This is a genomic window from Rahnella sp. CG8, assembly GCF_023701875.1.
Taxonomy (GTDB): Bacteria; Pseudomonadota; Gammaproteobacteria; order Enterobacterales; family Enterobacteriaceae; genus Rahnella; species Rahnella aceris.
In genome coordinates this window covers 94,004-114,345 of sequence record NZ_JABAED010000017.1, presented here as the reverse complement: position 1 = coordinate 114,345, position 20,342 = coordinate 94,004, and the positions used below count along the sequence as shown (strand labels likewise).

The following is a 20,342-nucleotide window of genomic DNA, read 5'->3' as shown; positions in this document are numbered from 1 at the left end:
GGTGCAACATCCTCTCTGTTTTTTTTGCGTTGTACTGATATTGCTGATGAGCGGCTCTTTATGTCGGGCTGAAACAGTCATCATTGACTGCCTGATTACGCCTGACATTTATCACTTTTTTAAAGAGAGGAAAATAAAAAATACGCAGATTAAAATAATTCACCCTGGCTGTTTCCTCAGTCATCCTCTCTTCATTGACAGCAATACCTCGCTTTCCGGTGAAAAAGGTGCGCAAATTCAACAGACTTTTACCTTACCGGATACTGTTGGCGTGATAAATATTTCTTCGGGCGATAGCACAAGGGCTGTCAGTAATGTGCAAATTTCGGGGGTTTCTTTTATTGGCGGCGCAGAAAAAAACGGCTTTGCAGAACATAATCCTCTGATCAGTATATTCAATGCGCACGATGTTACGCTTTCAAATTTAAACCTCACAGGGTTTCGTGGCGATGGAGTTTATGTCGGGCAGGGGAATGTTGTTTCAAACCACCATATTGTGATAAGAAACGTCATCTTTGACGGCGTTAACTTCAGTAACCGTAATGGCATTAGTATTATTGACGGGCATGATATCCTTATTGATGGAAATCGCTTTACCCGTATTTCACGTAAAGGAATGCCAGGCAGCATTGATCTGGAACCTAACACTTCGCTTCAGCGCATTTATAACATTATGATCAGTCGTAATCATTTCACTGATGTGCATGGAATGGCTGCTATTGTGATAAGCCTGAGGCATGCGGGAGGGACTGTTCCTGATAACGTCACGATCAAAGGTAATATCTTCGACAAGGTTGTCAGAGGTATTCTCATCAAATCGGCAATTCCTAAAATTCATGTTAATAATAATTTTCACATTTTTGATAATCGGAGTTCATCTGCAAGTAAAGGAGATTACAGCATTTGTAATGTCAATGCTGCGACAGGTAACAATCTTCCTGCAATAGAAAAGTATTCTGATTCATGCTGGAAATCTTTAAGGATAAATCAGGATGTATTGCAATAAGAGTTGAAAGTTATTTTCTGCCACAAAAAGGAACTATAATTTTGAATGGAATCGATAAGAAAAACATCATCGCAATCACCGCCAACACCAGTTGGTATCTTTATAATTTTCGTAAAAATACTATTCTTGCGCTGTTAGAGAGTGGCTATCAGGTTATAGCCATCTCACCTGTGGATGAATATACTCACCGGCTTGCTGAACTGGGATGTAAAACCGTTTCAGTGAAAATAGACTCTGGTGGGACTAGCATTATTAAAGATTCTATTACTCTGCTTTCGTCCTGGTATGTATTACGTAAAGAAAAAGTGGATGTCATTCTGAATTTTACACCTAAAAATAATATCTACTTTACGCTCGCAGCAAAGGTATTGAATATTCCAGCCATTAATAATATCGCCGGACTGGGCAGTGTTTTCATGAGCAAAGGGATGGTAAGGGTAATCTGTCAGCACCTGTATCGGTTCAGCCAGCGCTACGCGGCCAAAATATTTTTTCAAAATGAGGATGACCGCGAATTATTCCTGACTGAAATGCTGCCTGATTACTTACATACCGAACGTTTACCGGGTTCTGGGGTTGATCTGGTTCGTTTTAATGTGACACCGGCACCCGACGATGATGTCGTGCGTTTCACCCTGATTGCACGCATGCTTTATTCCAAAGGGGTTGAGCATTATGTTGAAGCCGCACGTAAACTCAAGAAGCGTCATGGTCAACGCTGCGAATTTCGCTTGTTGGGATTTCTGGATGTTAGCAATCCGGCAGCGGTGAAGACTGAGCGTATGGCCGCCTGGATTGAGGAAGGTAATATTCTATATCTGGGGACATCCGATAATGTTGAGCAGGAAATCGCGCAGGTTGATTGTATTGTGCTGCCTTCTTTTTATCGTGAAGGCGTGCCGAAATCATTACTTGAAGCCGGAGCGATGGGAAAGCCGCTGATTACCACCCGTAATATTGGCTGTCAGGATGCGGTAGATGACGGGATAAATGGATTTCTGTGTGAGCCGCAAGATACGGACTGCTTAACGCGGGCGATGGAGCGGCTAATTAATATGACTCATGTGCAACGTCTGGAAATGGGCAATGAGAGTCGGAAAAAGATGGTCAGGGAGTTCGATGAAAAGATCGTTATTTCCCGTTATCTGAAGGCGATCGAACAAGTCTTGCCCTGAAACGGCGGCTATTCTGCCTCCGCTTCAGGGCTATTTGCTGACAAAATGTTAATCCACGCGGCGATAGCTGCGCTGAGTATTGTTCACTTTATACAGATAGCGGCGCGATTCCCCGGACGGATGTTTGGTCGTCAGGGTGGTGTAGACATCGCCCGGTGACATATTGTTGATGATGTTAAACGCCTGAGTTTTATTACTTGAGAACACGCGCAACACGCTGCCCGCCCCACCATTATAAGCAGTAATCACCGCATAACGACGCGATGTCGGGTTGCTGATATTCCCCAGATACACGTTTTGCAACATCGCCAGATACGCGGTGCCGGTATTAATATTGTTCTGCGGATCAAACAGATAGCTGCGACTCGGTTTGCCCCATTTCCCTTCAGATTTGAATACATCTACGCCTGCGGTGTGCTGCACAACCTGCATCAGACCCAGCGCATCAGCATTACTGACCGCATACGGGTTAAAGGCCGATTCTGTTTGCATGATCGCCAGTATCAGCGACTGATCGACACCATATTTCGCGGACGCTTCCCGGATCATCGGCAGGTATTTATGCGCACGCTGATTCAGGTGGTTTGGCACCATCTGAATCGTCACGGAATAAATCACGTGCAGACCGGACTGACGACGCATCAGCTTGTTCTGGATCAGATAGTCGGCAAAGCTGGCTGCGCGGCCTTCCCAGCGGATTGGCTGACCGGTGTTGTCGAGAACCTGACCGTACAACATCGGTTCACGGCTGATCTGGATATCGTTGACGTCTGAATAGAGATCAACGTTACCCGGGTCATCGCCCACCAGCAAGGTGCTGATAATTGCCTTACGCAGGCTGGCGGCCGGATCGGTGCCTGAAATGGTTTCGAGGGTGATGGTACCCGCATCAAAGTTGATGTGGCTGCGGGTGTAATACTGATCGCTATATTTCACGTAGTCTTTCGGACCCGCGATCAGCACTTCATTTATGCCCCAGATGTTTTCGATGTTATGGGCGAACTGCCCCATCAAAATATCGAATCCGTTGGTATCTTTCACATAAGCTTCGTTGAACTGGTTTTTCTTACTGCCGGAGCAGGAGATCAACATTGGCGCGATAATCAGCAAAGCTAAAATTTTCTTCATCTTACAAGCCGTTTCTGCTGAAAGAAGCAGGCGCCCGGAGCGCCTGCCTTAATGTTTCAACCATTGTTACAAATGATTATTTTGATGGCGGGGTGTAGCCTTCGATATGAACGTCCTGACCTTCAAACAGAAAATTCACCATTTCCTGTTCCAGCAATTTACGGTCATCCGGGTTCATCATGCTGAGTTTCTTTTCGTTGATCAGCATGGTCTGTTTGGCCATCCACTGTGACCAGGCTTCTTTGGAAATTTCATTGAAAATACGTTTGCCAATCTCGCCAGGGTACAGCTGGAAGTCTTGCCCTTCGGCATCGCGCTTGAGAAAGGTGCAAAAAATCGTTCTGCTCATGCTAATTCCTTATCGATCGTTCTTTTGGGGCGGTTATTTGCCAGCGGTCTGCTTTGCTAATTGCATCAGCAAACGTTCAACCGGCGCAGCCAGCCCGACGGATTGTGGTTGCGCTAAGTTATACCAGAGACCCGCACCTTCATCCATGCAACCTGCCGGAGAACGCAGATTTAACCACATCGGGACGATATCCAGATGGAAATGGCTGAAAGTGTGACGAAAGGCGGTCTGCTGCTGCAACGCATTTTGCGTAACACCGTATTTTTGCAGCCCCAGCGTGAGTTCGTCTTCGGTCGAATATTGCGGGAAGCAGAACAATCCGCCCCACAGGCCGACGGACGGACGCTGCTCCAGCCAGACTTTATCCTCCTGCTGGATCATCAGCATAAAGGCCGTTTTTTCCGGTAACGTCGTCTTGGGTTTTTTCCCCGGATATTTTGCCCAGCTGTGATGTGCATAGGCTTCACAGCCTGACTTCACCGGACATAGCTCGCATTTCGGCTTACTGCGGGTACACACCATCGCACCCAGATCCATCATTGCCTGATTAAACTGCGCGACCCCTTCGGCAGGTGTGACGTCTTCACTGATCGCCCACAGTTTATTTTCGGTTTTCTTCTCGCCCGGCCAGCCGTCAACGGCGTAGCAGCGGGCCAGCACGCGTTTCACATTGCCGTCCAAAATGGGGTAATGCTGATTCAGTGCCAGCGACAAAACGGCACCCGCTGTGGAACGGCCAATGCCGGGCAGCGCAAGAATTTCATCAAAGGTTGTTGGAAATACGCCGCTGTGCTGGCTGACGATAGTTTGCGCTGCTTTATGCAGGTTTCGTGCGCGGGCGTAGTAACCCAGCCCGGTCCACAGATGCAGTACTTCATCGAGTGGCGCGGCGGCGAGATCAGACACCGTCGGGAAACGTTCCATAAAGCGTTCAAAATACGGGATGACAGTCGCTACCTGCGTTTGCTGCAACATCACTTCAGAAAGCCAGACTTTATAGGGGGTTTTTGCGATTTGCCAGGGCAGCGTTTTGCGGCCATAGCGCTGATACCAGTCGAGCACCAGCGGCGAAAAACTTTTTGCTTCCATAAAACCAGGGGTTTCCATCATGGGTGAATTACAGTCCGGCAGGGTTAAAAGACGGGGCTGATCACATCACAGTTCCCGTCTGGCTGTAAACCGGAACTTTCCGCACTGTATTGACGGATTTCCTGCCGTCAAACCTTGCTAATCGGGAGTAAGTTTGGATAATGCGCCTTTCCTTATATTCAGTGACCAAAGCACAGGCATCCGCGCGCGGGTACCGCGTCTTGCCAATCGGAGTGGAAACACCATGAAAAACGACGTCATTTCACCGGAGTTCGACGAGAACGGTCGCGCGATGCGCCGTATCCGTAGTTTTGTCCGCCGTCAGGGCCGTCTGACCAAAGGTCAGCAATTCGCGCTGGACAATTTCTGGCCGGTGATGGGCGTGGAGTTTCAGGCAGAACCTCTGGCAATTGATGCCTTGTTTGGTCGCCCGGCACCGGTTGTGCTGGAAATCGGTTTCGGGATGGGCACCTCGCTGGTCACGATGGCGAAACAGAACCCGGACCAGAATTTCATCGGCATTGAAGTTCACTCGCCTGGCGTCGGTGCCTGTCTTGCGACCGCGCATGAAGAGGGTGTCAGTAACCTGCGCGTAATGTGTCACGATGCGGTCGAAGTGTTGGAAAAAATGATTCCGGATGGCTCGCTTGACATGGTGCAGCTATTCTTTCCTGACCCGTGGCACAAAGCGCGTCATAATAAGCGCCGTATCGTGCAGCCGGAGTTCGTTGAGAAGCTGCGCAAAAAATTGAAAGTGGGCGGTGTATTCCACATGGCAACCGACTGGGAGCCTTATGCGGAGCACATGCTTGACGTCATGACCAGTTTAGAAAACTGGGTGAACCTGTCGCAGGAGGGCAATTATGTCCCGCGTCCGGAATCCCGCCCGGTGACCAAGTTCGAAATGCGTGGCCAGCGTTTAGGCCACGGCGTATGGGATCTGATGTTTGAGAGGAAGCAATAATGGCTACAAATCGCAGTCGTCGTTTACGTAAGAAGTTACACATTGCCGAGTTCCAGGAACTGGGCTTCTCTGTAAAATGGCGTTTCCCGGAAGGTACCGCGGTAGAAACCATTGACGAATCACTGGATAAATTCATTGACGGTGTGATCGAGCCAAACAAGCTGGCCTTCGACGGCAGTGGCTATCTGCAATGGGAAGGTCTGGTTTGCCGTCAGGACATCGGCCATTGCACTGATGAACAACGTGCGCTGGTCAAAAAATGGTTAGAAGACCATAAAATGGAAGACGTGGAAGTTTCTGAGTTATTCGATATCTGGTGGGACTGATTCTGCCGTCATCCTTCGAATTGTCTCTGCGTTGACTGCCTTCACTTACCCCGGTCACTTACTTTTGTAAGCTCCCGGGGATAAGTTCAGTTGTCGCCTTGATACAACTCGAATGATTTAGGCAGATCCTGAGGATCTCTGAATCTCATAAAGGTGCCTTCCGGCACCTTTGTTACATCTGGAGGCAGGACGTTGGGTACCGAACTTGATAACAGTTTGCTGGAAGATATTCTTGCGCAGGTCAGGCCGCTGATAGGTCGGGGTAAAGTGGCCGGTTACATTCCTGCTCTGGCGGAAGTCAGCCCCGATCATTTAGGAATCGCCGTGTGTACCACGAAAGGGGAGATCTTTCGTGCCGGTGATGCCGATATTCGTTTCTCGATCCAGTCGATCTCAAAAGTTCTCAGCCTGACGCTGGCGCTGACCCGTTATCAGGAAAGCGAAATCTGGCAGCGTGTCGGCAAAGAGCCGTCCGGTCAGCCATTCAATTCTCTGGTACAGCTTGAGCTGGAACAGGGTAAACCGCGTAACCCGTTCATCAATCCGGGCGCGCTGGTGGTCTGCGATATGCTGCAAACCCGGCTTTCGGCACCGAAGCAGAGAATGCTGGAAGTGGTGCGTCAGCTGGCCGGATCGGCAGATCTCAACTACGATCGGCACGTTGCGCGTTCCGAGTTTGAGCACTCCGACCGCAATGCGGCGATTGCGTATCTGATGAAGTCTTTCGGTAATTTCGACAACGACGTCATCACCGTTTTGCACACCTATTTTCACTACTGCGCATTGCGCATGAGCTGTGAAGAGCTGGCGCGCACCTTTGTGTATCTGGCCAATAAAGGGCATCCGCTGGGTAGCGAGACACCGCTCATTGATGCCCGTCAGGCACGGCAGATTAATGCGATGATGGTGACCAGCGGTATGTACGATGGTGCGGGTGAGTTCGCCTATCGCGTCGGGATGCCGGGCAAATCCGGTGTCGGCGGCGGTATTATTGCCGTGGTGCCGGGGGAGATGTGTATCGCGGTATGGTCGCCGGAACTTGACGCGGCAGGGAACTCTTTGGCAGGTATTGCTGCCTTAGAACTACTGGCGCAACGTATTGGCCGTTCAATTTTTTGAGTTTGCTGTCTTAAGGGAGAGTACATGTTAGTAAAAAGTGGAGTGGTAAAAACCGGACTTGCTGCGTTGCTGGCCCTCGGTGCGTGGAGCGCACAGGCGGACTATCAGTGTGCCGTACAGCCTAAAGATGATGTGATCATCAAGCCGCAGACCGTTCAGGTGGTCGGTAACAGCGGTGATTTGCTGATCACGCCAAATGGTAACGTGACCCTCAACGGTAAAGACATGACCCTGAGCGCCAGACAGCGTCAGGAAGCGATCGATTATCAGGCCGGTTTGCGTCGCGACCTGCCGTGGATTGATCAGGGTGCCACTGCGCATCTCGAAAAAGGCCGTGTGGCGGTAGATCGGGTGATCGTCGAGAAACTGGGCACCGACAGCAACGTGCGTAACCGTCTGGTCACGCTCGACAAGCAACTGAAGCAACAGATGAACCTGATCATTGAGCACCGCGCCGACGGTCTGACCTTCCACCATAAAGCGGTGGAACAGGTTAAGCAAAACGGTCAGAAGCTGATGGAACAAACCATGGGCGGCGTGATGCAGGACAGCATCAACGAAATGGGCCTCAAACAGGCTACCAGCGGTGGGAATCCGTTGCAGGCGATGATGGGTAATCTTGGCGGGCTGCAGCAAGCCATTCAGGAAGAGTGGAACAAGCAGGAAAAAGAGTTCAAAGCCTTTGGCGATGACGTCTGTAAGCGTGTGACGAATCTGGATACTCAGCACAAAGCCTTGCTGGCGGATTTGAAAAAGTAACCGGCTAAATGACAGACACAAAAAAACCGCGATTACGCGGTTTTTTTGTGGGAAAACGAACCGTCCTTTGTGAACTGCACCTTACTCCCCCAAAAACAGCTCCAGCAGTGAGTTGAGGAATAATTTTCCTTTGCCGGTGATCTGCCAGTGCGTGGCGGTTTCCACCAGATATTCTTTGGTGATCGCTTCGTCAAGCTGTGCGCGTATCACCGACTCATCCAGCCCGGTATACAGACCAAACTCTTCACGCGGCGCGGCTTCCAGCAGGCGGAAGCGGTTCATGAAGAATTCAAACGGCAAATCTTCGGTTTCGACCGGATGCTGTTTGTCCATATAACGTCCCTGCATATAGCCGCGAGGATGTTTGGTTTTTACGGTACGCAGGATTTGCCCGTCGGGCTGCGTCAGTTTGCCATGCGCGCCACAACCGATGCCGAGATAATCCCCGAAGCGCCAGTAGTTCAGATTGTGCTGACACTGGTAGCCCGGTTTGGCATACGCCGAGGTTTCATACTGCTGATAACCAGCCGCAGTCAGCAACTGATCGCCTTGCTCGAAAATATCCCACAGTGCATCGTCATCCGGCAGGGTCGGCGGACGCGAGGCGTACATTGTGTTCGGCTCAATAGTCAGCTGATACCACGACAAATGCGGCGGGTTGAGTGCAATAGCCTGACGCAAATCGTCCAGCGCTTCTTCCAGCGTCTGATCCGGCAAGCCGTGCATCAGATCCAGATTGAAGCTGCGCAGGTTCAGGCCGGTCGCCAGATGCGCCGCGCGTGTGGCTTCGTCAGGGCCATGAATACGCCCCAGACGCTCCAGTTTCTGCGCATCGAAACTTTGCACGCCAATGGAGATACGGTTCACACCGGCGCGCTGATAGCCGCTGAAGCGGTCTGCTTCGACGGTGCCCGGATTAGCTTCCATGGTGATTTCAGCATTAGCATCGAGCGGCAAACGCGCGCGCACGCCGTCGAGCAGATTCTGCATCGCTTCGCTGCTCAGCAGACTTGGGGTTCCGCCGCCGATAAAAATCGTCCCCACACTGCGTCCGCCCACCAGATGCAGGTCTGCATCCAGATCAGCCAGCAGATGCGCGACATAATCGTCATGCGGCACTTCACCCTTTAACGCGTGCGAGTTGAAATCGCAGTAAGGGCATTTTTGCACGCACCACGGAATATGGATGTAGAGACTCAGCGGCGGTAACTTACGCATTCTTCTGTACAGCCTCTTTCATCGCGGCAAGCAATAGTTTCAGTGCCTGTCCACGGTGCGAGACCGCACTTTTTTCTTCACGGGTCAGTTCTGCGGCGGTCTTGCCCAGCGCAGGAACATAAAAAATCGGGTCATAACCGAAGCCGCCTTCGCCTGCTTCGGCAAAGGTAATCTCACCAGCCCAACTGCCGTGACACACCAGCGGCGTCGGGTCTTCAGCGTGGCGCATATACACCAGCACACAATGGAACTGCGCATCGCGCTGACCCTGTGGCACGTCTTTCAGCGCCACCAGCAGTTTATCGAGGTTTTGCTGATCGCTGGCATCAGCGCCTGCGTAGCGTGCGGAGTAAATCCCCGGCGCGCCGCCGAGAAAATCCACCGCCAGACCTGAATCATCAGCAATGGCTGGCAAACCGGTGACCGCTGCCGCATGGCGGGCCTTCAGGATGGCGTTCTCAATGAACGTCAGCCCGGTTTCTTCGGCAGATTCAACACCGAGTTCCGTTTGTGCGACCACGTCCAGCCCGAAACTGGCCAGAAGATGTGCGAGCTCACGCACTTTACCGGCGTTGCCGGTAGCTAATACGACTTTCTGCATGGGAGAGTCCTGACGTAAACGTTATTCTGCGAGCAGTACCGCGACCTCAGTCGGGATATTTTGCGGATGTGTAATGCGGACTTGTTTATGGCGGCCCAGTTCGCCCTTTTCAATGCTGACCTGACTTTTGGCGACTTTAAACTGTTTTGCGAGAAATTTCACCAGATGTGTGTTCGCCTGACCATCAACCGGCGGGGCGGTGATGGCGACTTTCAGTTCGTCGCCATGCAAACCCACCAGGCTGTCGCGGCTGGCTTTGGGCTGGATAACCAGCCGCAAAACCAGCGCATCAGATTGCCAGAACGCCGGGCTTAAAGCTGGAACCACAACGCACCCAGCAGATCCATCCCCAGATAATTCAGCATATAGAGGATAAGGATCACCACCATCGCCGAGAAATCGATGCCGCCCATCGCCGGAAGAATACGACGGATTGGCGCCATCAGCGGCTCAGTCAGCTGCATCAGCAGATAATCCATCGGCCCGCGGCCCTGGCTCACCCAGCTCATCAGCGAGCGGATAATCACCAGCCAGAACACCAGATAACCGGCGGCTTTAACCAGCCCTATCAGGCCAATCAGCAGGCTGCTCAGACCAAAGAAAATAGCGCCGCTTTGAATAAGCAACAGCAGCGGGAATTTGATGGTGCAAAGGATAAACGCCAGCAGCAAACTCGCGCTGTCAATCGGGCCCAGCGGCGGAATAATCCGGCGAAGTGGTCCGATAATGGGCTGAGTAATTTTCACCACGAACTGTGAAAACGGGTTATAAAAATCTGTACGTGCCCATTGCATCCAGATGCGCAGTAGCAGAACCATCACGTAGAGATCTATGAGGGTTTTAACCAGAAACGTCAGCGTTAACATAATTCTCCTATGCCCTTCATCCTTCGCGTGTCGTCTTGACGCAACACGAATGATTTTGGGCAGTGTTATTTTATTATTTGCTCTTATTAGAACAGTTTTTCCATTTCCTGCGCGCGGGTAATGGCGGCCTGCATGGCCTCGGAGACAATCTCCGGTAATTTACGGTCGGTGAAAACCTTCAGAGCTTCAAACGTCGTGCCGCCTTTGGACGTCACATTCTCACGAAGTTGTGACAATGGCGTGTCCGGACTGGCGGCGACTAAAGCACTGGCGCCGCTGGCGGCTTGCTCAACCAGCATCCGTGCGGTTTCAGCGCTGAAACCCAGACGTTGCGCTTCAGCCTGCATTGCTTCCATAAACAGGAAGAAATACGCCGGGGCGCTGCCTGCGGCGGCAATTACGTGGTTGATACCTTCTTCGGTATCGACCCAGCAAATTTTCCCGACGGCGGTCATCAGTTCGCCGCTGTAATCACGGTCTGCCTGAGAAACCTGAGAAGGTGCGTACAGGCCACTCATGCCTTTCCCGACCAGAGATGGCGTGTTCGGCATGATACGCACGATGTTCAGATTATCGCCCAGCAACTCGCAGAAGCGCGCCACACTGACGCCTGCGGCAATCGACAGTACCAGCTTGTCGCTAAAATCCACGTCTTTTTGCAGTGCTTTACACACATCGGCCATCATTTGCGGTTTTACCGACAAAACAACGACATCCGCCTCCTTTGCACAGCCGCTGTTATCGCTGCTGCTTTGCACGCCATATTTATCAGCCAGCGCATCGCGATGCGTGGTGGAAGGGGCACAAACGCTGATGAGATTTGCCGGATAGCCGCTTTCGACCAGGCCGGAAATAATTGCGCCCGCCATATTACCGGCGCCGATAAAACTGATTTTGCGATGTTGCATTCATGCTCCTTGCTTTTAATGGGGGCTGAATTGAGCCTATCAAGAGTAAAGCAGTAAACCCAAAGATAAAGGTTACTGTTTTATGCTGTAATCACGGGCACCGAAAATGGCGGTCCCGATGCGAACCATCGTGCTGCCAGCCGCAATTGCCGCAGGCATATCATCGGTCATACCCATCGACAGCGTATCGGCCTGCGGACAAATATTTTGTAAATCTTTCAGCGCATCCCGCATCTTGCCGAAGACCTCAAGCTGTCGCGCGTGATCCGTTTCCACTGCCGGAATCGCCATCAGGCCGCGCAGTATCAGGCGGGGCATCGCCATAATCTGTCGGGCCAGTTCTGCGATATCGCCCACTGCAATGCCGGATTTACTGGCCTCATCGCTGATGTTGACCTGAATCAGCACCTGTAAAGGCGCTAAACCGGCCGGACGTTGTTCGTTCAGCCGCTGGGCGATTTTCAGGCGGTCAATGGTATGGCACCAGTCAAAGTTCTCCGCCACCAGGCGGCTTTTATTCGACTGCAATGGCCCGATGAAATGCCAGGTCAGCGCAGGCTGATGTCCGGCAAAGTGGGCAATCTTATCCACGCCTTCCTGCACGTAGTTTTCGCCGAACGCTAACTGTCCGGCGGCAATCGCTTCTTCGACAGCGCTCGCAGGTTTTGTTTTGCTGACTGCAAGCAAGGTAATTTCTTCTGGAGACCTGCCGCAATGTTGTGCAGCGGCTGCGATTTTCTCGCGGACATTCTGTAAGTTCTGCTCAATAGCGTTTTGCTGACTAAGGCTCATAGGGACTCAGGAGGATTTCAACATGGATATTGATGGATTAGTGGGACGTAGTGTAAAGCAAAATGCCTCCGATCTGCACCTTTGTACCGGCTATCCGCCTGTGTTGCGCATTGACGGGGAATTATGTCGCTGTGAAGATCTGCCGGTGGTGGAGGCTTCGCAGATGCTGGGGCTGATCCATGCGTGGCTGGATGCCACTGAACAACATACTTTGCAGCTGGCCGGACAGGTGGATAAAGCGCTGACATTGGGTGATGGCGTGCGGATGCGGCTCAATATCTTTCAGCAACTGCACGGGTTGTCTGCGGCGCTGAGACCGGTGCCTGCCCGTTGCCCCGAGCTGGCTGCATTGAGGGTGCCGGATATCTTGCAGCACGTCATTATGCAGGAAGACGGCCTGATTTTGGTCACCGGTGCGACGGGCAGCGGGAAATCCACCACGCTGGCGGCGCTGATTGATCATCTCAACCGCCATGCGAAGCGCCATATTATTACGCTGGAAGACCCCATTGAGCTTATCCATACTGGCAGGCACTGTCTGATTCAGCAGCGCGAACTCGGGCTGCATACGCGTTCATTTGGTGAAGCGGTGCGCGGTGCTCTGCGTGAAGATCCGGATGTATTGTTACTGGGCGAACTGCGTGACACTGACAGTATCCGGCTGGCGCTGACGGCGGCAGAAACCGGCCATCTGGTTCTCGCGACACTGCATACGCGCAACGCCACACAGGCCATTGACCGGCTGGTTGATGTGTTTCCGGCAGAAGAAAAAGCGTTTGTCCGCGCTCAACTGGCGGGTAGCCTGCGGGCCGTGATCGCGCAAAAACTGGCGGTGACTGAAGAAAAGGACGGTAGAAAAGCGGGAAGGGTAGCGCTTTTTGAAGTGCTGACTTCCACACCGGCGGTGTGCAATTTAATCCGTGAAGGGAAAACTCATCAACTGGCGGATATCCTGCAAACCGGCGCGCAGGCCGGCATGCAGACGTTCGCACAAAGCCGTCAGCAGCGGCAACGTGCGGGATTACTGGCGGAAGATCAGGACTGACTCCACTGTTTCTCGAACCAGCTTTCCAGAATAATGACGGCGGAAGCGGCATCCACGCTGCCTTTATCCAGCGCACGGAAACCGCCGCGATCGAACAAATCAGCGCGGGCTTCTACGGTACTCAGGCGTTCGTCGTGCAGTTCAACCTGAACGCCAAAACGGCCATGCAGACGGTTGGCAAATTTGCGCGCACGGGCAGTCAGAGGTTGTTCTGTGCCGTCCATGTTCAGCGGCAAACCGACAACCACCAGATCCGGCAGCCATTCTTTCAGCAGTTTTTCAATTTTCTGCCAGTCCGGTGTGCCGTCCTGCGCTTTAAACGAGGTCAGCGGACGGGCGGTACCGGTGACTTCCTGACCAATAGCCAGACCGATGCTTTTGGTGCCGAAGTCGAAAGCAAAAACCGTGCGGTTTGCCATTATGCATGCCCCGCATGGGTGGCGAGCTGTCCGACGTCAACGCCGATCATTTTCGCTGCTTCGCGCCAGCGGTCAGCAATGGGGGTGCGGAACAAAATATCGCTGCTGGCTTCAATGGTCAGCCACGAGTTTTCCAGTAATTCTTTTTCAAGCTGGCCCTGTTCCCATGCGGCATAACCCAGTGCCACCAGCACATCTTTTGGCTGATCGGGCGTGCCCAGCGTTTCCAGCACGTCTTTCGAGGTGGTGATCATCGTGCAGTCAGAGATGCGGATGCTGGAGCCAAAACCTTCGCGCGGCGTATGCAAAATGAAACCGCGATCGTCTGCCAGCGGCCCCCCGGAAAAAACCGGGCGATCAAGACGAATACTCAGGTCACGGGGTTCGGGGGTGATGTCGAGTTTGTCGAGTACGCTTTCAATGGTGAAATCGTCGACCAGTTTGTTAATCACCAGCCCCATGGCGCCGTCTTCATTGTGTTCGCAGATGTACACGACCGAACGTTTGAACTGGGGTTCATCCAGGCCAGGCATCGCAATAAGAAAGTGATGTTGTAGATTCATGGTATGCAGGATGTTTAACCTCAGAATTGAAATCAGTGCAGGCAGGCCAGTTTATTACGTCAGGCTCGCCAAAAAAAGCGGGTTATCCAGCAATGCTGAACAACCCGTTTATCGATTTTAATCTGTGCTTATCGTGAAGCCAGACGTTTCTCGATGGCGTCCATCAGCATGCCGGTGATGGAAATCGGGAAGGCGGCTTCGATTTCACGTGCACAGGTCGGGCTGGTGACGTTAATTTCCGTCAGGCGATCGCCGATAATATCCAGACCGACAAAAATCAGGCCTTTCTGCTTGAGGATTGGCGCAACGGTACGGGCAATTGCCCAGTCACTTTCGCTCAGCGGACGGGCTTCGCCACGGCCTCCGGCAGCCAGATTACCGCGGGTTTCACCCTGCGCCGGAATACGCGCCAGGCAGTAAGGCACCGGTTCGCCGTCGACCACCAGAACGCGTTTGTCACCGTCCTTGATGGCTGGCAGGTAGTTTTGTGCCATACAGAAACGGCTGCCGTGTTCGGTCAGTGTTTCGATAACGACGGAGACGTTGGCATCTTCAGGTTTCAGACGGAAAATGGAAGCGCCGCCCATGCCATCGAGTGGCTTGAGGATCACGTCAGTATGTTCTTTATGGAACGCTTTCAACTGCGCTGCATTGCGGGTAACCAGCGTATCTGGCGTCAGTTCAGGGAACCACGCGGTGAACAGCTTCTCGTTACAGTCGCGCAGGCTCTGCGGTTTATTGACGATCAGCGTGCCTTTTTCTTCGGCACGTTCGAGGATGTAAGTGGCATAAATGAATTCGGTATCGAACGGCGGATCCTTACGCATCAGGATCACGTCCAGTTCCTGCAGGGCGATATCCTGCTCTGTGCCAAACTCATACCAGCCATCGTAATCCTGCTTCACGCTGAGTTTTTTGGTGGTCGCACGGCCTTCGCCGCCGCGCAGATACAGGGAATTCATTTCCATGTAATGCAGTTCGTAACCACGACTCTGCGCTTCCAGCAACATAGCGAAACTGGTGTCTTTTTTAATGTTGATGGAAGAGATCGGATCCATCACGATGCCAAGCTTAATCATTTGGTTTCCTCTTAACCCAGATCGCCGAAACGAACCTGTAAGGCTGTAATCGCGGTGAGTGCTGTGGTTTCTGTACGCAGAACACGGGGTCCCAGCAGGATATCAGTAAATCCGTAGCCGGAGGTCATTGCAATTTCTTCAGCGGATAAACCGCCTTCCGGGCCGATCAGCAGGCGGACATGGCTTACCGGCAGCGGCAGGGTGTTAATGCTGTGGCTGGCGCGCGGGTGCAGGTTCAGCTTCAGGCTGTCGTCCTGCTCGTTGCACCAGGCTTCGAGCTGCATCGCCGGACGAATTTCAGGGATACGGTTACGTCCGCACTGTTCGCAGGCGGCAATGGCGATTTTCTGCCACTGCTGCAATTTTTTCTCCAGACGTTCGCCGTCAAGTTTGACGCCACAGCGCTCGGAAAACAGCGGAGTAATCGTATTCACGCCCAGCTCAATAGATTTCTGAATGGTGAATTCCATCTTCTCGCCACGCGAGATCACCTGACCAAGATGCAGATTCAGCGGGGATTCATTATCCGCCAGCACGCCCTGATTCAGGCTGACACGCACACTTTTCTTATCAACCTGCGTGATGCTGGCTTCGAAGACCTGGTTGCTGCCGTCAAATAACTGAATCGCCTGACCCGGCTGCATACGCAGAACGCGCCCGACGTGATTGGCGGCATCTTCGCTCAGCGCAATCTCGCTGTGAGCGGTCAGGATTTCCGGATGATAAATGCGGGGTATGCGCATGTGTGACTGCTGTCCTTAAAGTGGTGAAGTGGGCTATTTTGGCAACTGTTGCCAGCCCTGTCGCTGACTATTGTGCCCTATAGTAGGTTAGCTTTTTCTTTGCACGCAAGCCTGCTGAACGTAAGGGTTGTGATTCCCCTGTACCCTGGCAATGCGGTTATCGCGTTCACATTCCCATGAAGTGACCGGATACTGGCGATCCCAGGCGGTAAACAACTGTGTCTGCTGGCGGGATAAATTCAGTTTGTACTGGTCACGCATGTAGAAGTAAGTGCGCGCAATGGCCCCACGGGCGCGGGCTGGCGGCTCGGCGGCTTTGGCTTTGAAGTCGATTTTCATTTCACAGCGGCCATACTGACCTTCGCCACCGTTCCACTGGCTGTACATGAAATTATTGCGGTCGCCGTTCACTTCACCGATGGCCGGTTCAAGGTTGTGCAGGTCAGTTTCAACCTTGCGATAGTCGGCGCTTTTCGCGCAATTTTTGCGCCCGCCATCCTGCCAGCATTGCATCTGGTGGCCGAACTGCCACGCGGGAACCACATGTTCCCATTCGATCCGGCTGGCGCGCTGTTCACTTTTACGTACCGCGTAACCGCAGGATTGCAGATCCGGCGTGCCTTTTTTCCCCTGCCAGCTGATATCGCAGCCGCAGTAAAATGTTGGCGCGCCCTGATTGATTTTCACGGCAGCGGCTTTGGCCTGACTGAAGTTATTGATGGCGTTGCCGGACTGGCTGAAGGCGCTCAGCGGTGTCAGCGCACTGATAAACAGAAAAGATAAGAACGTTTTATGAAACATGTTTCTGAAAGACCCAAGACTAAAAGGCCGGAAGGGTAACGGATGCGGCGCGATGTGACAATGGGACTTTGCTGCTAATGAGTGATTGAAAAATCAGCAATTAGTGATGCCGTTAGCGTTAAAACGTAACAGTTCGCCGCAATGGCGGCAGCGGTATTCCGACTCCTTGCGCATCACCTTATTGTGGCGTCGCACGGTCAACTGGTGGTCGCGGCAGGCGCATAAATACGGATAGGTTTTACTTTGCACGGATGCCACTTCGAACTTGTGGGTTCTGCTCGCTGAGACACCCAGCACATGTTCCATCATCCAGCGCCACTCTTTGCCATGCGGTGCAGGAGCGCGACCAAAACGGCGGTATACCAGCAAATGGGCCAGCTCGTGTGGCACCACTTCATCGATAAACGGTTGCTGATTTTCCAGCAGTAATACCGGATTAAGGCGGATTTGCCAGTGTTGCAGATACGCGCTTCCCGCGCTGGTGCCGCGTTGCTGATAGCTGATTTCCGGCTCCGTGTAATCGGTGCCAAAAAACTGATTTGCCATCTGGAGTTTTTCCCGCAGGCAGCGCATAACGGCTTGTTGCAGGGCGATGGGGAGACGTGAGGTTTTCATCTGGCGAAGGATAAATCTGGCGGGGGAGAGATGCAATATGGAATTCCTCCCCTTTGCAGGGGAGGAATGGCAGGCTTATTTATTGCTAACTTACTTACCGATGTCGCGCAGGGCTTCACCTTTCATCAGGTTGCGTTCGATGTGTTCCAGTGAGACGTTTTTGGTCTCAGGGATCAGCGCAATAGTGATGAAGATGAAGACCACGTTCAGCGCGGCGTACACCCAGAAGGTATTGGCATTGCCGAGGCTGTCGAGCATGGTCAGGAAGGTTGCGCCGACAATCATGTTGGCGATCCAGTTGGTCGCAGTAGACACGGTGATACCAAAATCGCGGCCTTTCAGCGGCTGAATTTCAGAACACAGTACCCAAATCAGCGGACCAGCACTCATCGCAAAACCAACGATGAACATCAGCAGCATGGCGATGGAGAAGTATTTCGCCGCATCGGATTCGACACCGATATGCAGCATAGTACCCAGCACACCCATACCGACTGCCATCACCAGGAAGCCCAGTTTCAGCGTAGGTTTACGGCCCCAGCGGTCAACCAGACCGATGGCAATGAACGTCGCCAGAACGTTAACCAGCCCGACGATCACCGTGCCCCACATCTGTTGAGAGGTGCTGGCGAAACCGGCGATGCCGAAGATTTTTGGTGCGTAGTACATGATGACGTTCATACCGGTGAACTGCTGCATGACCTGCAAAAGAACGCCGAGGTAAACCGCACGACGGAAGTTTTTGTTATTAACGAACAAACCCCAGCCGCTTTGTTTTACTTTCAGACTTTCACGGATTTCATCCAGTTCATGTTTTGCCTGCTCACTGGAATCACGCAGTTTTTCCAGTACGCGGCGTGCTTTACCGTCATCGCCACGAGCGGCCAGCCAGCGCGGGCTGTCCGGCAGAAAGAAGACGCCAACCAGCAACAGCAATGCCGGAATGGTGATGATGCCCAGCATCCAGCGCCATGCACCGGTGTAGCTGAACGCGGTATCCGACAGGTATGCGGCCAGAATACCGATGGTGATCATCAACTGGTACATGGAAATCATGCTGCCGCGGATTTTTTCCGGTGCGATTTCTGACAGGTAAATCGGTGCGGTGTAAGAGGCAATACCGACAGCCAGACCCAGCAGAACACGGGCAACAATCAGCACTTCTGTGTTGGGCGCAAAGGCGGAACACAGGGAGCCGACAACGAACAGAACTGCGCCGATCATCAGGCTGAATTTACGTCCCAGACGGAAGTTCAGCCAGCCACTGCCGACAGCACCGACGGCGGCACCAAACATCATGGAGCTTACAACCCATTCCTGTTGGTGGTTAGTAATCTGGAAGTCATGGCTGATAAAGGGCAGGGCGCCCGCGATGACGCCGATATCTAAGCCGAACAGCAGTCCGGCAAGTGCAGCAAGAAAACAGACAAAGAAAGTGACGCTTTTGTTCGAGCGTTTTCCTTTGGTCGAAGTTGAGTTGTTCATCCGGTCTCCAAAATAATGCAATCGTTTTGAGTTTGTAATAATGCTTAGGCTGTTATGTTATTAACCCTGCACACAGCTTAACGTGAACCCGGTCACAGTGTTGTAATCGTTTACACTAATAGGTGTGGCTGGGTATCTTGTTTCTGAAGGGTTTCAAACGGATAGCGTAACAGGAAGGAGATGTGCCTGAGAGTAATAGCCCATAAATTGATTTATATCAATCAATACAGTGTTTCAAACTTTTACATATACAAATAACTTATTAATTTATAACAAATTATTTTCTGTAACCGTTTTCATTTTAGCCATCATCTGGCCATAAAACTTCCCGCTTCCTGCTTTTGAGTGTAATCGTTGAAATACTCAATTCGGACTTTTTCAGACGATGCTGAAGCCGAAAATGGTAACGATGGGCTGTATGGCTTGCCCGGATAGACGTTTTTCTTCAGCTCTTTCCACTGGCACCGGGCTTCCTTTTTATCGCTGTCACACAGGCCAATACGCTGTACCAGCAGATGGATATTGCCGGTATTGGTAATTTGCTGAGTGGATGGATCCCAACCCAGTCTGGCGACCGGTTTTGCTGGCGGCACCATGACGACGACCCCCCAGACAATGGTCAGGTTCAGTTCGCTGGTGAAATTTTTGTTGATGGCAGGGTTTTTGAATTCTTCCGGAGTCATTGACTGAAAATGCACGCGGTAGATTTTTTCTTCGTTGCTTTCACCGAGGCCGACGATCCTCACCGGCTGGCTGTTACCGGCGGGCAAACCAAATTTTAGCGGCGAGACCACCAGACTGTTTTGTGCGCCCTGTGGTGCAGGCGTTTCACTTTCCTGTGGTGTGCCGGGGTTATGAACCTCGGTGATTTTTCCCTGAATATACTGGGTAGTTTCGCTTTTAGAACTGATGACCAGTGCAGCAGCATGTTGTTCGTTAAGCGTTACTTTCATCGGTGAAACGGTGATGTTGGCAAAACACAGGACAGGTATGGTCAGCATCAGTACCGGGAGCAGTTTCAGGTCTGAGACCCGCCTTTGTATTTGTGATCTGCGCATAAAAATCCTTACGTGAATGCGGTGATGAAGTGCAATCCGTTGCCAGGAGAATCTCCTAAAGCTGCGGCGTAAAATTCACAATCAGATGTCCGGTATAATGCCCAGCTTGTTTACTGTTGATATCCATTGTCTTGGTGCTGAGTTCCAGTGGTGCAGGAACACACAATACTGCCTGTGGGATCCCGGGCAGATGCACTGGCCGGGTATGAGCGGTCTGAATATCAGAAATTAACA

Annotated in this window: 25 protein-coding genes; 7 read left to right on the top strand and 18 right to left on the bottom strand. The window is 52.1% G+C overall.

From position 1 onward, the window contains the following. The first annotated feature begins 1 nt into the window (after position 1). Both HGO41_RS16740 and HGO41_RS16735 read left to right on the top strand, forming a co-directional pair. Positions 2-1,006 carry a right-handed parallel beta-helix repeat-containing protein gene (locus HGO41_RS16740; protein ID WP_250981237.1) on the top strand — a complete coding sequence of 335 codons (1,005 nt, stop codon included), beginning with the start codon at positions 2-4 and terminating at the stop codon, positions 1,004-1,006. Between the two features lie 41 nt (positions 1,007-1,047). Then, a complete protein-coding gene (locus HGO41_RS16735; RefSeq protein ID WP_250981236.1) occupies positions 1,048-2,181 on the top strand; it encodes a glycosyltransferase family 4 protein in 1,134 nt (377 codons plus the stop codon). 48 nt (positions 2,182-2,229) lie between these two features. On the opposite strand, the gene mltC is transcribed toward HGO41_RS16735, so the two are convergent. The 3 genes from mltC to mutY all read right to left on the bottom strand — a co-directional run bounded on the left by mltC (position 2,230) and on the right by mutY (position 4,768). Next, positions 2,230-3,309 carry a membrane-bound lytic murein transglycosylase MltC gene (mltC, locus tag HGO41_RS16730; protein ID WP_013576842.1) on the bottom strand — a complete coding sequence of 360 codons (1,080 nt, stop codon included), beginning with the start codon at positions 3,307-3,309 and terminating at the stop codon, positions 2,230-2,232. 76 nt (positions 3,310-3,385) lie between these two features. Beyond that, positions 3,386-3,658, bottom strand: a complete 273-nt coding sequence (locus tag HGO41_RS16725; RefSeq protein WP_013576841.1) for an oxidative damage protection protein — start codon at positions 3,656-3,658, stop codon at positions 3,386-3,388. 33 nt (positions 3,659-3,691) lie between these two features. Then, positions 3,692-4,768, bottom strand: a complete 1,077-nt coding sequence (mutY, locus tag HGO41_RS16720; protein WP_013576840.1) for an A/G-specific adenine glycosylase — start codon at positions 4,766-4,768, stop codon at positions 3,692-3,694. A 223-nt stretch (positions 4,769-4,991) separates the two neighbouring features. Here mutY and trmB point away from each other — a divergent pair, with 223 nt between their 5' ends. The 4 genes from trmB to HGO41_RS16700 all read left to right on the top strand — a co-directional run bounded on the left by trmB (position 4,992) and on the right by HGO41_RS16700 (position 7,915). Further along, the gene (gene trmB / locus HGO41_RS16715; RefSeq protein WP_013576839.1) at positions 4,992-5,711 is read left to right on the top strand and encodes a tRNA (guanosine(46)-N7)-methyltransferase TrmB; all 720 of its coding nucleotides are present in this window, start codon (positions 4,992-4,994) and stop codon (positions 5,709-5,711) included. Further along, entirely contained in the window at positions 5,711-6,037 is a 327-nt protein-coding gene (locus HGO41_RS16710; protein WP_013576838.1) for a YggL family protein, read from the top strand. The genes trmB and HGO41_RS16710 overlap by 1 nt, the downstream gene beginning before the upstream one ends. Before the next feature lie 192 nt (positions 6,038-6,229). Continuing rightward, on the top strand, positions 6,230-7,156 hold the full coding sequence (gene glsB / locus HGO41_RS16705) for a glutaminase B (RefSeq protein WP_013576837.1): 927 nt from the start codon (positions 6,230-6,232) through the stop codon (positions 7,154-7,156). Positions 7,157-7,180: 24 nt separating this feature from the next. After that, positions 7,181-7,915, top strand: coding sequence for a YggN family protein (locus tag HGO41_RS16700; protein WP_250981235.1), 735 nt, complete (start codon positions 7,181-7,183; stop codon positions 7,913-7,915). A gap of 81 nt (positions 7,916-7,996) precedes the next feature. Here the strand turns inward: HGO41_RS16700 and hemW are convergent, their stop codons facing one another. The 6 genes from hemW to HGO41_RS16670 form a co-directional block, all read right to left on the bottom strand. Continuing rightward, the gene (gene hemW / locus HGO41_RS16695) at positions 7,997-9,133 is read right to left on the bottom strand and encodes a radical SAM family heme chaperone HemW (RefSeq protein WP_013576835.1); all 1,137 of its coding nucleotides are present in this window, start codon (positions 9,131-9,133) and stop codon (positions 7,997-7,999) included. Then, positions 9,126-9,734, bottom strand: a complete 609-nt coding sequence (locus tag HGO41_RS16690) for an XTP/dITP diphosphatase (protein ID WP_121019746.1) — start codon at positions 9,732-9,734, stop codon at positions 9,126-9,128. The genes hemW and HGO41_RS16690 overlap by 8 nt, the downstream gene beginning before the upstream one ends. Positions 9,735-9,755: 21 nt before the next feature. Then, a complete protein-coding gene (gene yggU, locus HGO41_RS16685) occupies positions 9,756-10,061 on the bottom strand; it encodes a DUF167 family protein YggU (RefSeq protein WP_013576833.1) in 306 nt (101 codons plus the stop codon). Next, entirely contained in the window at positions 10,046-10,600 is a 555-nt protein-coding gene (locus HGO41_RS16680; RefSeq protein ID WP_013576832.1) for a YggT family protein, read from the bottom strand. Before HGO41_RS16680 ends, yggU begins: the two co-directional genes overlap by 16 nt. An 86-nt stretch (positions 10,601-10,686) precedes the next feature. Beyond that, positions 10,687-11,508: a pyrroline-5-carboxylate reductase gene (gene proC / locus HGO41_RS16675; protein WP_013576831.1), complete on the bottom strand. Its 822-nt coding sequence runs from the start codon at positions 11,506-11,508 to the stop codon at positions 10,687-10,689. A gap of 72 nt (positions 11,509-11,580) precedes the next feature. Continuing rightward, positions 11,581-12,300, bottom strand: a complete 720-nt coding sequence (locus HGO41_RS16670) for a YggS family pyridoxal phosphate-dependent enzyme (RefSeq protein ID WP_013576830.1) — start codon at positions 12,298-12,300, stop codon at positions 11,581-11,583. Positions 12,301-12,322: 22 nt separating this feature from the next. On the opposite strand from HGO41_RS16670, the gene HGO41_RS16665 reads away from it, so the two are divergent. After that, a complete protein-coding gene (locus HGO41_RS16665) occupies positions 12,323-13,345 on the top strand; it encodes a type IV pilus twitching motility protein PilT (protein WP_013576829.1) in 1,023 nt (340 codons plus the stop codon). On the opposite strand, the gene ruvX is transcribed toward HGO41_RS16665, so the two are convergent. The 9 genes from ruvX to HGO41_RS16620 form a co-directional block, all read right to left on the bottom strand. After that, positions 13,336-13,764 carry a Holliday junction resolvase RuvX gene (gene ruvX, locus HGO41_RS16660; protein ID WP_013576828.1) on the bottom strand — a complete coding sequence of 143 codons (429 nt, stop codon included), beginning with the start codon at positions 13,762-13,764 and terminating at the stop codon, positions 13,336-13,338. The genes HGO41_RS16665 and ruvX overlap by 10 nt on opposite strands. After that, positions 13,764-14,327 (bottom strand): YqgE/AlgH family protein, encoded by a 564-nt coding sequence (locus HGO41_RS16655; protein ID WP_013576827.1) that lies wholly within the window; start codon positions 14,325-14,327, stop codon positions 13,764-13,766. Before HGO41_RS16655 ends, ruvX begins: the two co-directional genes overlap by 1 nt. Positions 14,328-14,455: 128 nt before the next feature. Beyond that, on the bottom strand, positions 14,456-15,406 hold the full coding sequence (gshB, locus tag HGO41_RS16650) for a glutathione synthase (protein ID WP_013576826.1): 951 nt from the start codon (positions 15,404-15,406) through the stop codon (positions 14,456-14,458). 11 nt (positions 15,407-15,417) lie between these two features. After that, entirely contained in the window at positions 15,418-16,149 is a 732-nt protein-coding gene (rsmE, locus tag HGO41_RS16645; protein ID WP_112150887.1) for a 16S rRNA (uracil(1498)-N(3))-methyltransferase, read from the bottom strand. Positions 16,150-16,236: 87 nt separating this feature from the next. Continuing rightward, positions 16,237-16,950: a deoxyribonuclease I gene (endA, locus tag HGO41_RS16640; RefSeq protein ID WP_013576824.1), complete on the bottom strand. Its 714-nt coding sequence runs from the start codon at positions 16,948-16,950 to the stop codon at positions 16,237-16,239. A gap of 93 nt (positions 16,951-17,043) precedes the next feature. Next, positions 17,044-17,565, bottom strand: coding sequence for a SprT family zinc-dependent metalloprotease (locus tag HGO41_RS16635; RefSeq protein WP_037033267.1), 522 nt, complete (start codon positions 17,563-17,565; stop codon positions 17,044-17,046). A gap of 90 nt (positions 17,566-17,655) precedes the next feature. After that, the gene (locus HGO41_RS16630) at positions 17,656-19,050 is read right to left on the bottom strand and encodes a sugar porter family MFS transporter (RefSeq protein WP_013576822.1); all 1,395 of its coding nucleotides are present in this window, start codon (positions 19,048-19,050) and stop codon (positions 17,656-17,658) included. Between the two features lie 308 nt (positions 19,051-19,358). Then, on the bottom strand, positions 19,359-20,108 hold the full coding sequence (locus HGO41_RS16625) for a fimbrial protein (RefSeq protein ID WP_250981234.1): 750 nt from the start codon (positions 20,106-20,108) through the stop codon (positions 19,359-19,361). A gap of 55 nt (positions 20,109-20,163) precedes the next feature. Then, positions 20,164-20,337, bottom strand: a complete 174-nt coding sequence (locus HGO41_RS16620) for a CblD like pilus biogenesis initiator family protein (protein WP_502947388.1) — start codon at positions 20,335-20,337, stop codon at positions 20,164-20,166. Between the last annotated feature and the right edge of the window lie 5 nt (positions 20,338-20,342).